Source organism: Pannonibacter indicus (genome assembly GCF_001418225.1).
GTDB lineage: Bacteria > Pseudomonadota > Alphaproteobacteria > Rhizobiales > Stappiaceae > Pannonibacter > Pannonibacter indicus.
The window spans coordinates 160965-174335 of record NZ_LIPT01000003.1; the positions used below are offsets into that span (position 1 = coordinate 160965).

Here is a 13371-nt window from a genome sequence, read left to right on the forward strand (position 1 = left end):
CGGACAGGCAAGAACAAGGCCGCAAAGGCAGCTGTCCGGCACACCATGATCATGACCAACAGGGGAGTTAGCAGACATGACCAGCAGACGTGAATTCCTGAAGAATGCGGGCCTTGGTGCAACGGTTGCAGCAGGCGCCACCACGCTGGCCGCTCCGGCGGTTCTCGCCCAGGCGCCGATCAAGTGGCGCCTGCAGACCTATGCCGGGCCTGCCCTTGGCGAGCACGTGATCAAGCCAGCCATCGATGCCTTCAATGCGGCCGCCAACGGCCAGATGGAAATCGAGCTGTTTTATGCCGACCAGCTGGTGCCGACCTCCGAACTCTTCCGGGCCATGCAGCGCGGCACCATCGATGCGGTGCAGTCGGACGATGATTCCATGGCCTCGCCCACCGAAGTGACCGTCTTCGGCGGCTACTTCCCCTTCGCCACCCGCTACTCGCTCGATGTGCCGGTGCTGTTCAACCAGTATGGCCTCAAGGAAATCTGGGAAGAGGAATATGCCCGCGTCGGCGTGAAGCACATTTCTGCCGGTGCCTGGGACCCGTGCCACTTCGCCACCAAGGACCCGATCAACTCCCTGGCCGATCTCAAGGGTAAGCGCATCTTCACTTTCCCGACCGCCGGCCGCTTCCTGTCGCAGTTCGGCGTCGTGCCGGTCACCCTGCCGTGGGAAGACATTCAGACGGCGGTGCAGACCGGAGAGCTGGACGGCATCGCCTGGTCCGGCATCACCGAGGATTACACCGTCGGCTGGGCAGATGTGACCAAGTACTTCCTCACCAACAACATCTCGGGCGCCTGGATCGGCCACTTCTTCGCCAACATGGACCGCTGGAACGAGCTGCCGGATCACCTGAAGATCATGCTGCAGCTCGCCATGGACTCCTCCCATCTCTACCGTCAGTGGTGGTACTGGGGCGGTGAAGCGGACCTGCGCGTCAACGGCACCAAGCTGCAGCTGACCTCCATTCCGGACGAGGAATGGGCGACGGTGGAAGCCGCTGCGGGCAAGTTCTGGGACGAGATTGCCGCCGAGTCCGAGACCAAGGCCAAGGTGGTCGAGATCATCAAGAAATACAACGCAGCCATGGCCAAGGCCGGCCGTCCGTACCGTTACGGCTGATCCACTGTCCATCCTGCAGCGGCGCGGAACTTCGCGCCGCTGCCTGCGATCAACGGCGGCGCGGGAGGCTGCGCCGCCCGGTCACTTTCAAGAATGAACGGAACGATCATCCAGATGGCTGCCAACATGACATTCGACGCCCTGAAACAGGCCGTTCAGGAAGGTACGGTCGACACGGTTCTGGCCTGTATCATCGACATGCAGGGCCGCCTGATGGGCAAGCGCTTCCATGCGCGCCACTTCATCGACAGCGCTTATGACGAGACCCATTGCTGCAACTATCTGCTGGCAACAGACCTCGAAATGTACACGGTCGAAGGCTATGCCTCGACCAGCTGGTCGCGCGGCTATGGCGACTATGTGATGAAGCCGGATCTGTCCACCATCCGCCGCCTCGGCTGGCTGGAGGGCACGGCGATGGTGCTGTGCGACGTGCAGGATCACCATACCCACGCCGACGTGCCGCATTCGCCCCGCGCCCTGCTGAAGGGGCAGGTGGCCCGGCTGAAGGACATGGGCTTTCAGGCGATGATGGCGACGGAGCTGGAGTTCTTCCTGTTCGAGAAGAGCTTCGACGAGATCCGCAAGTCTGGCTTCCGTGATCTGGAGCCGATCTCTGCCTATAACGAGGACTACCACATCCTGGCCACCACCAAGGAAGAGCATGTGATGCGCCCGGTGCGCAACCATCTCTATGCTGCGGGCATTCCGGTGGAAAACACCAAGGGCGAGGCTGAGGCCGGGCAGGAGGAGCTGAACATCCGCTATGCGCCTGCCATGCTCTGCGCCGACTATCACACCATCGCCAAACATGCGGTGAAGGAGATCGCCTGGCAGAAGGGCCATGGCGTCACTTTCCTGCCCAAGTGGCACAAGGACCGCACGGGCTCATCCGCCCATATCCACCAGTCCCTGTGGACGCTGGACGGCAAGCCCGCCTTCTTCGATGCGTCGGACAGCCTCGGCATGTCGGCGCTGATGAAGCACTACATGGCGGGCCTCATCAAATATGCGGGCGACTACACCTATTTCCTGGCGCCCTATGTGAACAGCTACAAGCGCTTCCAGCGTGGCACCTTCGCACCCACCCGCACGGTCTGGTCCATCGACAACCGCACGGCTGGCTTCCGCCTTTGCGGCGAGGGCTCGAAGGGCGTGCGCGTGGAATGCCGTATTGGCGGCTCGGACCTCAACCCCTATCTGGCCCTTGCAGCCCAGATCGCGGCCGGTATTCGCGGCATCGAGGAGAAGCTGGAACTTGCCCCGCCGATGACCGGCGACATCTATCAGGCGCAGAAGGCCAAGCAGATCCCCCGCACACTGCGCGATGCGACGGAGACATTGCGCAAGTCGAAGATGCTGCGCGAGGCTTTCGGTGACAGCGTTGTCGAGCATTACGCCCGCGCCGGGGAATGGGAGCAGGAGGAATTCGACCGCGTTGTCACGGATTACGAACTGGCCCGCGGGTTTGAACGCGCCTGAGAAACGCGCCTGAGAGGTGCCCGGCTGGAGCCGGGCGCCCTTATGGCATAGCATTGCCGCCCGAGGGGCGGTGTTTTTTGAGGTTATCTCATGTCTGAAATGGTCAAACTCATCTCGCCGGTCGATGGATCGGTTTACGCCGAAAGGGCGGCGGCTGATGCTGCAGCGGTTGACCGGGCGGTCACGGCGGCGAAGGCAGCACAGCCGGGCTGGGCAGCGGTGCCGCTGGATGCGCGCATCGGCCTGTGCCTGAAGGCGCTTGAGGCGCTGCTGGCGATGAATGACGAAATCGTGCCGGAACTGGCCTGGCAGATGGGCCGGCCGGTGCGTTTCGGCGGCGAGAAGGGCGGCGTGGAAGAGCGCGCCCGCTACATGGCCAGCATCGCCAAGGATGCACTGGCCAATATCGTTCCGCCGGAGCGCCCCGGTTTCAAGCGCTACCTCAAGATGGAGCCGCTGGGCCTTGTCATGGTCATTGCGCCGTGGAACTATCCGTTCCTGACGGCTGGAAACACCATCTTCCCGGCACTGATGGCGGGTAACGTGGTGCTGCTGAAGCACGCTGCCCAGACGCTGCTGGTTGGCGAGCGCTTTGCCGAGGCCTTCAAGAAGGCCGGGCTGCCGGATGGTGTGTTCCAGAACATCGTCATGACCCATGAGGGCACGGAGAAGCTGCTCGGCTCCGGCCTTGTCGATCACGTCAACTTCACCGGCTCGGTCGCAGGCGGCAAGGCCATTGAAAGGGCACTGGCCGGCACTTTCGCCACCATGGGGCTGGAGCTGGGCGGCAAGGACCCGGCCTATGTCATGGCCGATGCCGACCTCGACTATGCCGTCGCCAATCTGGTGGATGGCGCCTTCTTCAACTCAGGCCAGTGCTGCTGCGGCATCGAGCGCATCTATGTGCATGAAAGCCGCTACGACGCCTTCGTGGACGGCTTTGTCGATCTGACCAAGCAGTACAAGCTCGGCAATCCGCTCGATGCGGAAACCACCATCGGCCCCATGGCGCAGACGCGCTTTGCCACCTGGGTGCGCGAGCAGACGGAAGAGGCGCTGCGCAAGGGCGCCAAGGCGCATATCGACACGTCCGCCTTCCCGATGGACAAGGCCGGAACGCCCTACCTCGCCCCGCAGGTGCTGACCAATGTCAATCACCAGATGTCGGTGATGCGCGAGGAAAGCTTCGGCCCGGTCGTCGGCATCATGAAGGTGAAGGACGATGCGGAAGCCATCCAGCTGATGAACGACAGCCCCTATGGCCTCACTGCCTCGATCTGGACGGAAGACCTCGACGCGGCCGAGCGGATCGGCGGCGAGATCGACACCGGCACCGTCTTCATGAACCGTTGCGACTATGTGGATCCGGGCCTTGTCTGGACCGGCGTGAAGGACACCGGCAAGGGCGCCGCCCTGTCGCAGGTGGGCTTCGCCAACCTGACCCGGCCCAAGTCCTTCCATCTGCGCAAGGAGCACTGAACCGGATTTGCGGCGCTGGCGGGACAGCTTCCGGGAGAAGCCAGATGCCGCAAGTCTCCTGAATTTGGCCGCAGCCTCTCGCCCCCCTCCCCCTTGAGGGGAGGGGCCGGGGGTGGGGGAGCTGGCTGAGACGGAAATGACCGGAATGGGCAATCGGAAACGGGCACCGGCAAGCTGACTTTTGCCGGTGAAGACCCCCACCCCTTACCCCTCCCCTCAAGGGGGAGGGGAATGGCACGGCCCAGCCTGTTCATTGTTCAACACTATCGACCGCGTTGATCCCGACGCATCAATTGACTGAAAGCCTGAACCATGACCACCGTTCCCTCTGTCAACTGGTCCTATCCGACTGCCGTGCGCTTTGGTGCCGGGCGCATCAAGGAGCTGGCCGCTGTCGTGAAGCTTGCGGGCATGAAGCGCCCGCTGCTGGTCACCGACCCCGGCCTTGCAAAGCTGCCGATGACCGCAGCCATGCTCGGCCTGCTCAAGGCCGATGGCATCGAGGCCGCCGTCTTCTCGGACGTGAAGCCCAACCCGGTCGACAGCAACATTTCCGCAGGCGTTGCCGCCTACAAGGCAGGCGGCCATGATGGCGTCATCGCCGTGGGTGGCGGCTCGGGGCTTGATGCGGGCAAGCTGATTGCCTTCATGTCCGGCCAGACCCGCCCGATCTGGGACTTCGAGGATATTGGCGACTGGTACACCCGCGCCGATCCGGCCGGTATTGCCCCGATCGTCGCCGTGCCCACCACAGCAGGCACGGGCTCGGAAGTTGGCCGCGCCGGTGTGGTCACCAATGAGGAAACCCACACCAAGAAGGTAATCTTCCACCCGAAGATGCTGCCGTCCTATGTCATCTGCGATCCGGAACTGACCACCGGCATGCCGCGCATGATCACCGTCGGCACCGGTATGGACGCGCTGGCCCATTGCCTTGAGGCCCTGTGCTCGCCCTTCTATCACCCGATGTCGGAAGGCATCGCCGTGGAAGGTGCCCGTCTTGCGCTGGAAAACCTGCCGCTGGTTGCTGCCAATGGGCAGGATCTGGTGGCGCGCGGCCACATGATGAGCGCCGGAGCCATGGGTGCGGTGGCCTTCCAGAAGGGCCTTGGCGCCATCCACGCCCTGTCCCATCCGGTCGGCGCGCTCTATGACACGCACCATGGCATGACCAACGCTGTCTTCATGCCCTATGTGCTGAAGTTCAACCGCTCCGCCATCGAAGCCAAGATCGAGCGTCTGGCCGGCTTCTGCGGGATCAAGGGCGGCTTTGACGGCTTCCTGGAGCATATCCTGAAGATGCGTGCCGATCTCGGCGTGCCCCACACCATCGGTGGCCTCGGTGTCGATGATGCCAAGCGTGATCTGATCGCGGACATGGCCATCGTCGATCCGACCGCAGGCGGCAACCCGGTCGAACTCACCCGCGATGCCGCCCTCTCCATCTTCGACGCAGCCCTCTCCGGCGAGCTGTGATCTGCGGGCGAAGATGATCTGAACTGACGGAAGGCGCGGCCCGCGAGGGCTGCGCCTTTTGTTCTAAAAACCCCTCTGTCGTCATACCGCACGCAGCGAAGCGGAGGTCCGGTACCGGTGAGCCAAGGCTTTAAGGTTCTGGTTCCGTCAACCAAGTTGCCCCCTGCTCACCGCTCCCCGCTCCCCGCTCGCGCTTCGCTTGGGAGGATGACGAAGGAAAGGTAATTGTTGCAGCGGCCCCTGTGCACAGCGCTGCCACATCGGCTAGGCTCGCCGTCCAGTCTCAATCACTCCATCAGGAAATCCCATGAACAGCGAAGATGATGCCGCCCGCCGCAAGCGCATTTCCGTGCGCGCCCGCCGGATGGTCTATGAGGGCCGCTGCACGGTGGAGGAGATCACCGTGGATCAGGCCCGCAGCGATGGCGGGCAGCAGACCATCGTGCGGGAGGTGGTGCGCTATGGCCGCAATGTGGTGGCCATTCTGCCGGTGGACCGGACGCGCAAGTGCCTTCTGCTTTGCCGCCAGCTGCGGGTGCCGGTGATGGCCGATCAGGACGACCCCTTCCCCTGGGAGGTCTGTGCAGGCCGCCTTGAGGAGGGCGAGGACGTGCTGGACGGGGCAAGGCGCGAGCTGATGGAGGAGTTCGGCGTTGAGGCGCAGGGGCTGAAACTGGCCTGTTCCAGCTATTCCAGCCCCGGCATTCTGGGCAGCCGGGTGGATCATTTCCTGTGCGAGTACTCGGGAAGCGAGCGCGAGGGCGGCGGCGGTCTGGTCGAGGAGGGGGAGGATATCACCGTCCACGAGCTGACCTGTGCGCAGGCGGCTGCGCTGTGGCGGCAGGGTGCAATCCGCGATGCCAAGGCCTTGATCCTGTTGCAGCATCTGATGCTGACAGAACCGGAACTCTTTTCTGGCGCGGATTGATTGCACCGGCGTTTTTCATCCGTTAGCGTACAAATCATGTAACGCGCAGACGGGAGAATGGCGGTACCGGGACAACGGCACCTGCCTTTCAGCTACGCGAGCAGGGAGGAAATCATGCCATTACGGACCATTGCGGCAGGGGATGTACTGAAGCCGGCGGCGATCATCGATGGCGAGCGGGTGTTCACGCCGGACGGGCAGGTTTTCGAAAGCCTGTGCCCCTCGGATGGCAAGGTCATCGCCCTCATCCCGCGCTGCGATGCGGCGGAAGTCGGCCGGGCTGTCGCCGCCGCCCGCAAGGCCTTCGAATCCGGCCCCTGGCCGAAGCTGACGGCGGCAGATCGTGGCCGGCTGCTGATGAAGCTGTCGGCGCTGGTCACTGAACATCATGACGAGCTTGCCGCGCTGGAAAGTCTTGATGCCGGCAAGCCGCTGAAACAGGGCAAGGCGGATATCACCGCGCTGGCCCGCTACTTCGAATTCTACGGCGGAGCGGCAGACAAGGTGATGGGGGACACCATCCCCACGGCTGACGGGTTTCTGGCCATGACCCTGCGCGAGCCGCATGGCGTTGTCGGCGGTATCATTCCCTGGAACTATCCGGCACAGATCATGGGCCGTGTCGCCGGTGCAGCGCTGGCCATGGGTAACACGCTGGTGCTGAAGCCCGCTGAAGACGCCTGCCTCAGCGTCCTGCGCGTCGCAGAACTGGCGCTGGAAGCAGGCTTTCCGGCGGGTGTCTTCAACGTGGTGCCGGGGCTGGGTTCCGAGGCAGGGGCCGCGCTCTCCAACCATCCGGGCCTTGACTACCTCACCTTCACCGGCTCGCCGGAAGTGGGGGTGATGATCCAGACCGCAGCGGCCAAGAACCACATCGGCTGCACGCTGGAACTGGGCGGCAAGTCACCGCAGATCGTCTTTGACGATGCCGACCTCGGCGCGGCGCTGCCGGTCATCGTCAATGCCATCATCCAGAACTGCGGCCAGACCTGTTCGGCCGGCAGCCGCGTGCTGGTGCACAAGGGCATCTGGGATGCGGTGGTGGAGGGCCTGCGCGCCCGAATCCGCACCCTCGTGTCTGGCCCGCACAGCGCCGATCTAGACCTTGGGCCGCTGATCAATGCGGGCCAGCTGCGGCGCGTGCAGTCCTTCGTGAACCGGGCGCTGGCCGATGGCATTCCGCTGATTGCGGAAGGAGCGATTGCGCCGGATGCCTCCAGCGAAGGCCATTTCGTGCCTGCCCGCGTCTTTGGTCCGGTACCTGCAGATCACCTGATTGCGCGGGAGGAAATCTTTGGCCCCGTGCTGTCGCTGATCCCCTTCCGCGATGAGGAAGAGGCGCTGCGCATTGCCAATGGCACCGAGTTTGGCCTCGTTGCAGGTGTGTGGACGCGGGATGCACAGCGGGCGGTGCGGGTGGCCAAGGCCGTGCGCGCAGGGCAGGTTTTCGTCAATGCCTATGGCGCGGGCGGTGGCATCGAGCTGCCCTTCGGCGGCTTCAAGAAGTCCGGCCATGGCCGCGAGAAGGGCTTTGAGGCGCTCTACGATTTCTCGGCAACCAAGACACTGGTGCTGCGTCACGGCTGACGCAGGCCCCAAACAATTCAGCAATTCAGGGAGGACTTCATGGCAGACCGGCTCAAGGGCAAGGTGGCAATCATCACGGGCGCAGGCTCCGGCTTTGGCGAGGGCATGGCCAAGCTCTTTGCCAGCGAGGGGGCGAAGGTCATCGTCGCCGATCTCAACGGCGAAGCGGCGGCACGTGTGGCTTCGGAAATCGGCGAGGCCGCCATTGCGGTGACGGCAGACGTGACGGTGCGGGCCGATGTGGAGGCGATGGTGACAGCGGCCACCGGGCATTTCGGGCGGCTCGATATCCTCGTCAACAACGCCGGTTATTCCCACCGCAACGGCTCCATGCTGGGCGTCGATGAAGACACCTTCGACCGCATTTTCGATGTGAACGCCAAGGCCATCTATCTGGCGGCCCTTGCCGTCGTGCCGGTGATGGAAGCGCAGGGCGGCGGTGTCATCATCAATACCGCGTCTACCGCAGGCCTGCGCCCGCGTCCGGGCCTCACCTGGTACAATGCTTCCAAGGGCTGGGCCATCACGGCCACCAAGTCCATGGCGGTGGAACTGGCCCCGGCGAAGATCCGCGTCAACGCGCTCTGCCCTGTGGCTGGCGAGACCGGCATGCTGCATCTGTTCATGGGGGAGGACACGCCGGAAAAGCGCGCCCAGTTCCGCGCCTCCATCCCGCTCGGCCGCCTCTCTACCCCGCAGGACATCGCCAACGCTGCCCTGTGGCTCGCCTCTGACGACGCCGAGTTCATCACCGGCGTCGCCCTCGAAGTCGACGGCGGCCGCTGCATTTGAGGATACGGGATTTCAGACAGGACCGGCGGCCAGACGGCCGCCGGTTCCGTATTTTTCCACCGCGCTCCCGCGAAAGAGATTCTTTTTCTCCCCCCTTTCAAGCTTTGAAAAACGATGCCCGGCATATTTGCCATGCAACGGCTATTGTGCGTGTCATCATTGATGCAGGAGTGCCTTCATGTCCGGTACCGGATCAACATCCGGCGGTGAGCCCCGCGAGAACAAGCGCCACCGGCGCCTTGACGTGTTCCCGGCCTTTCACAAGGTCGCGGAGCGGCGCGTTGTCGTGGTTGGTCATGGCGGCGAGGCGGCGGCCAAGGTGCGGCTGCTGGGCGAGACCAATGCGCTGATCGAGGTCGTTTCCGCCCACATCGAGCCGGAACTGGCCGAGGTGATGGAGACGGTGGGGGCCACCCATGTGGCGGAGGATTTCCGCCCGCGCCATCTCAACGGCGCTGCGCTGGTGTTTTCCGCCCGCGAGGACGAGGTGCTGGACCGTGCCGTCGTGCAGGCGGCGCGCATTCTCGGCGTGCCGGCCAATGCGGTGGACAAGCCGGAACTCTGCGATTTCTACACGGGCGCGCTGGTAAACCGTGCGCCGGTTGCCGTTGCCATCACGTCCACGGGCGTCGGCCCGGTGCTGGCGCGGCACATCCGTGCCCGTATCGAAGGCATGCTGCCGCGTGCCACGGGGGACCTTGCCCGTCTGGCCGAAAGCCTGCGCGGCACGGCAGCGAAGGTGCTGACCGATGGCGCGCTGCGCCGCCGTTTCTGGGCGCGGTTCTTTTCCGGTTCCGTCGCCACCAATCTCTACGCCGGGCGCGCCGATGCCGCCCGTGCCGAGGCGCAGCGCCTGCTCAACAGCGCCACGGATGACCGCGGCTTTGTCTGGCTGGTGGGTGCAGGCCCCGGCGCCGAGGATCTTCTGACCCTGCGCGCCCAGCGGCTGCTGCAGGAAGCGGATGTGATCGTGCATGACGCGCTGGTGCCGGACCCGGTGATTGCCATGGGCCGCCGCGATGCGCAGCGCATTTCCGTCGGCAAGCGCAAGGGGGCCCATTCGGTACCGCAGGGCGAAATCAACAAGGTGCTGGTGGAACTGGCCGAAGCCGGGCACAAGGTGGTGCGTCTGAAAGCTGGCGATCCGCTGGTGTTCGGCCGTGCGGGTGAGGAAATGGCAGCGCTGCGCGAGGCCGGGATCGGCTTCGAGGTGGTGCCGGGCGTGACGGCGGCCTTTGCGGCAGCGGCCTCTGCTCAGATTCCGCTGACCCTGCGCGGTGTCGCATCCACGCTGGTGTTTGCGACAGGACACAATGCCGAGAGCGAAACCCTGCCAGACTGGGCCAATCTCGCCCTGCGCGGCTCCACCGTTGCTGTCTATATGGGACGCAGCGTGGCGGCGGCCGTGTCGGTGCGGCTGATGGCGGCAGGGCTGAAGCCCACGACGCCGGTGGCGATCATCGAGAACGCCGCCCATCCCAGTGAGCGCCAGTTTGCCGGAACGCTAGCCGACCTGCCGCAACTGGCCGGGCGCAAGGATGTGAATGGTGCCGTGCTGATGGTGATCGGCGAGGCCGTGGGCCATGGCGTGATGGAAAAGGCCTTGCCGATTGCGGCGGCGGCAGAAGCGATCAAGGCGGCCTGACGCGGGCCTGCCGGAATTTTGCAGGCAGCGGGCAAGCCCGCGCCTGATGAGGAGAGAGGCATGAAGGTGATCACCGCCAACCGTCTGATCGACGGCGAGGTCGTGTTTCAGGGCGAGAACGGCGCCTGGGTCGAGCTGATCGGCGAGGCGCGCCTGCTCGAAGGCAAGGACGCGGTGGCTGAGGCGCTGGCTCTGGCGGCAAAGTCGGTTGCTTCCCGCGAGATCGTTGATCCTTACGACATCGAGATCAAGGACGAGAATGGCAAGCGGGTACCGGAGCGCCTGCGCGAGAAGATCCGCGCCGCCGGCCCCACCACCCATCCCGCCCTCGGCAAGCAGGCCCGTGCCTGAATAGAACGGCCTGAGTGAAACAAGGGCGCCGGTGCACCGGCACCCGCCCTGCCAGATGACAGATTTTCGGCGCAGCCCGGCAGCCGCCCTGGAGACGCAACATGTACCGCTACGATGAATTTGATCAGGCTTTCGTCAAGGAGCGCACCGCACAGTTTGCCGATCAGGTGCGCCGCCGTCTGTCCGGCGAGCTGACCGAGGACGAGTTCAAGCCGCTGCGCCTGATGAACGGGCTGTATCTGCAGCTTCACGCCTACATGCTGCGCGTCGCCATTCCCTACGGCACGCTCAACAGCCGCCAGATGCGCCGGCTGGCTCACATCGCCCGCACCTATGACAAGGGCTATGGCCACTTCACCACGCGCCAGAACATCCAGTTCAACTGGCCGAGCCTGAAGGACACACCGCGCATTCTGGAAGAGCTGGCCGAAGTGGAGATGCACGCCATCCAGACCTCCGGCAACTGCATCCGCAATGTCACGGCCGATCATTTCGCCGGTGCTGCTGCCGACGAGATTGCCGATCCGCGCCCCTATGCGGAGATCCTGCGCCAGTGGTCCTCGCTCCATCCGGAGTTCTCGTTCCTGCCGCGCAAGTTCAAGGTGGCCATCACCGGCGCCCCGCATGACCGTGCGGCGGTGCAGGTGCATGACATCGGCCTGCAGCTGACCCGTAATGACAAGGGTGAGATTGGCTTCACCGTCTTCGTCGGCGGCGGGCTGGGCCGCACGCCGATGATCGGCCGTAAGGTGCGCGACTTCTTGCCCGAGGAAGATCTGCTGGCCTATTCGGAAGCGATCCTGCGCGTTTACAATCTCTATGGCCGCCGCGACAACAAGTACAAGGCACGCATCAAGATCCTCGTGCATGAGACCGGCCTTGAAGAGCTGAAGGCCGATATCGAGGCCGAGTTCGAGAAGATCCGCTATGGCGTGCTGCGCCTGCCGGATGAGGAAGTCCGCCGCATCGAGACTTATTTCGCCCCTCCTGCGCTGGAGCCGCGCAATGCGGTCAGCGCCAAGGTGGAAGCCCGCGTGGCGGGCGATGCTGCCTTCGCACGCTTCGTGGCACACAATCTCAACCCGCACCGTGTGCCGGGCTACACCAGCATCACGATCTCCATGAAGCCGATTGGCGGCATTCCGGGGGATGTGACGGATGCGCAGATGGATGTGATTGCGAACCTTGCCGAGGCCTATGCCTTTGACGAGATCCGCATCAGCCACGAGCAGAACGTCATCCTGCCGCATGTGGCGCTGGATGATCTGCCGGAAATCTTCGACGTGCTGGTGAAGAACGGCCTGGCCGAAGGCAATGCCGGGCTCATCACCGACATCATCGCTTGCCCGGGCATGGATTACTGCGCGCTGGCGACGGCCCGCTCCATCCCGGTGGCGCAGCGCATCTCGGAGCGCTTCGGCGCGCCGGAGCGGCAGAGCGAGATTGGCGAGCTGAAGATCAAGATCTCCGGCTGCATCAACGCCTGCGGCCACCACCATGTGGGCCACATCGGCATTCTCGGCCTCGAAAAGAAGGGCGAAGAATTCTACCAGATCACCCTCGGCGGTTCGGCCAACGAGAGCGCGTCGATTGGCGAGATCATCGGCCGCGGCTTCTCCTCCGACGAGGTGGTCGATGCCATCGAGACGCTGGTGGATGCCTATCTCGCCCTGCGCCAGTCCCCGCAGGAGACCTTCCTGGAGGTCTACCGCCGCGTTGGCGAAGATCCGTTCAAGGAGGCCCTTTATGGCACTGACTGAGTTGAGCGGCTTCGCCTTCGATCCGGAGCTGGGGCTTGGCGCGGAAGCGCTGGCCTTTGCCCGGCAGTATGAAGGCGAGAGTCCGCAGACGATCCTGCGCGATGCCATCTGTAGTCACTATGCGGGGCGCATTGCGCTCGTCTCCAGCTTCGGGGCGGATTCGGCTGTGCTCTTGCACATGGTGTCGGAGATCGATCCGTCAGCGCCGGTGATCTTCGTCGACACGGGCAAGCATTTCCCGCAGACCCTGCGCTACCGCGATCTGCTGGTGGACCGGCTTGGCCTCACCGGCGTGCTTGATGTCCGCCCGGATCCCGAGGCATTGTCGGCGGCAGATCCTGGCGGCATGCTGTGGATGGTGGACACCGATGCCTGCTGCCATGCCCGCAAGGTTGTGCCTCTAGCCACCGCGCTGAAGGGCTTTGATGCCTGGATTTCCGGGCGCAAGCGCTTCCAGAGCAGCACCCGAGCTGCGCTGCCGGTGTTTGAGGCGGAAGAGGGCCGGGTGAAGGTCAATCCGCTGGCGGGCTGGAAGGCTAGCGATATCCTGGCCTATGCCAAGGAACATGATCTGCCGCCGCATCCGCTGGTGGCCGAGGGCTATCCTTCCATCGGCTGCCTGCCCTGCACCAGCAAGGTGGCGCCGGGCGAGGACCCGCGCTCAGGCCGCTGGCGTGGCATGGACAAGACCGAATGCGGCATCCACCTGTCTCTGGGCTCCTCCGGCCTGTAAGGCTTGACGAGG

Annotated in this window: 11 protein-coding genes; all 11 read left to right on the forward strand. The window is 64.3% G+C overall.

Translation table 11 applies throughout. The features are described 5' to 3' along the window. Nucleotides 1-76: 76 nt before the first annotated feature. Nucleotides 77-1126, forward strand: a complete 1050-nt coding sequence (locus ASC48_RS06575) for a TRAP transporter substrate-binding protein (protein WP_019963318.1) — start codon at nt 77-79, stop codon at nt 1124-1126. A 114-nt stretch (nt 1127-1240) separates the two neighbouring features. After that, nucleotides 1241-2608: a glutamine synthetase family protein gene (locus ASC48_RS06580; protein WP_055455274.1), complete on the forward strand. Its 1368-nt coding sequence runs from the start codon at nt 1241-1243 to the stop codon at nt 2606-2608. Nucleotides 2609-2698: 90 nt separating this feature from the next. Further along, nucleotides 2699-4087 (forward strand): aldehyde dehydrogenase family protein, encoded by a 1389-nt coding sequence (locus ASC48_RS06585; RefSeq protein WP_055454984.1) that lies wholly within the window; start codon nt 2699-2701, stop codon nt 4085-4087. A gap of 312 nt (nt 4088-4399) precedes the next feature. Beyond that, nucleotides 4400-5563 (forward strand): iron-containing alcohol dehydrogenase, encoded by a 1164-nt coding sequence (locus ASC48_RS06590; protein ID WP_055454985.1) that lies wholly within the window; start codon nt 4400-4402, stop codon nt 5561-5563. A gap of 307 nt (nt 5564-5870) precedes the next feature. Continuing rightward, entirely contained in the window at nt 5871-6491 is a 621-nt protein-coding gene (locus ASC48_RS06595) for an NUDIX domain-containing protein (RefSeq protein WP_055454986.1), read from the forward strand. A gap of 114 nt (nt 6492-6605) precedes the next feature. Further along, a complete protein-coding gene (locus tag ASC48_RS06600) occupies nt 6606-8078 on the forward strand; it encodes an aldehyde dehydrogenase family protein (RefSeq protein WP_055454987.1) in 1473 nt (490 codons plus the stop codon). A gap of 39 nt (nt 8079-8117) precedes the next feature. After that, a complete protein-coding gene (locus ASC48_RS06605; RefSeq protein ID WP_055454988.1) occupies nt 8118-8870 on the forward strand; it encodes an SDR family oxidoreductase in 753 nt (250 codons plus the stop codon). Nucleotides 8871-9048: 178 nt separating this feature from the next. Next, complete coding sequence (cysG, locus tag ASC48_RS06610; protein ID WP_055454989.1) at nt 9049-10515, forward strand: siroheme synthase CysG; 1467 nt, start codon at nt 9049-9051, stop codon at nt 10513-10515. 60 nt (nt 10516-10575) lie between these two features. Continuing rightward, the gene (locus ASC48_RS06615) at nt 10576-10866 is read left to right on the forward strand and encodes a DUF2849 domain-containing protein (protein ID WP_055454990.1); all 291 of its coding nucleotides are present in this window, start codon (nt 10576-10578) and stop codon (nt 10864-10866) included. A 101-nt stretch (nt 10867-10967) separates the two neighbouring features. Next, the gene (locus tag ASC48_RS06620) at nt 10968-12626 is read left to right on the forward strand and encodes a nitrite/sulfite reductase (RefSeq protein ID WP_055454991.1); all 1659 of its coding nucleotides are present in this window, start codon (nt 10968-10970) and stop codon (nt 12624-12626) included. Then, entirely contained in the window at nt 12613-13359 is a 747-nt protein-coding gene (locus tag ASC48_RS06625; RefSeq protein WP_055455275.1) for a phosphoadenylyl-sulfate reductase, read from the forward strand. The genes ASC48_RS06620 and ASC48_RS06625 overlap by 14 nt, the downstream gene beginning before the upstream one ends. Nucleotides 13360-13371: the final 12 nt, after the last annotated feature.

What these genes read in the sequence shown, in the direction of transcription:
- ASC48_RS06575 (WP_019963318.1), top strand. Translation starts at nt 77, where the DNA reads ATGACCAGCAGACGTGAATTCCTGAAGAATGCGGGCCTTGGTGCAACG.
- ASC48_RS06580 (WP_055455274.1), top strand. Translation starts at nt 1,241, where the DNA reads ATGGCTGCCAACATGACATTCGACGCCCTGAAACAGGCCGTTCAGGAA.
- ASC48_RS06585 (WP_055454984.1), top strand. Translation starts at nt 2,699, where the DNA reads ATGTCTGAAATGGTCAAACTCATCTCGCCGGTCGATGGATCGGTTTAC.
- ASC48_RS06590 (WP_055454985.1), top strand. Translation starts at nt 4,400, where the DNA reads ATGACCACCGTTCCCTCTGTCAACTGGTCCTATCCGACTGCCGTGCGC.
- ASC48_RS06595 (WP_055454986.1), top strand. Translation starts at nt 5,871, where the DNA reads ATGAACAGCGAAGATGATGCCGCCCGCCGCAAGCGCATTTCCGTGCGC.
- ASC48_RS06600 (WP_055454987.1), top strand. Translation starts at nt 6,606, where the DNA reads ATGCCATTACGGACCATTGCGGCAGGGGATGTACTGAAGCCGGCGGCG.
- ASC48_RS06605 (WP_055454988.1), top strand. Translation starts at nt 8,118, where the DNA reads ATGGCAGACCGGCTCAAGGGCAAGGTGGCAATCATCACGGGCGCAGGC.
- cysG (WP_055454989.1), top strand. Translation starts at nt 9,049, where the DNA reads ATGTCCGGTACCGGATCAACATCCGGCGGTGAGCCCCGCGAGAACAAG.
- ASC48_RS06615 (WP_055454990.1), top strand. Translation starts at nt 10,576, where the DNA reads ATGAAGGTGATCACCGCCAACCGTCTGATCGACGGCGAGGTCGTGTTT.
- ASC48_RS06620 (WP_055454991.1), top strand. Translation starts at nt 10,968, where the DNA reads ATGTACCGCTACGATGAATTTGATCAGGCTTTCGTCAAGGAGCGCACC.
- ASC48_RS06625 (WP_055455275.1), top strand. Translation starts at nt 12,613, where the DNA reads ATGGCACTGACTGAGTTGAGCGGCTTCGCCTTCGATCCGGAGCTGGGG.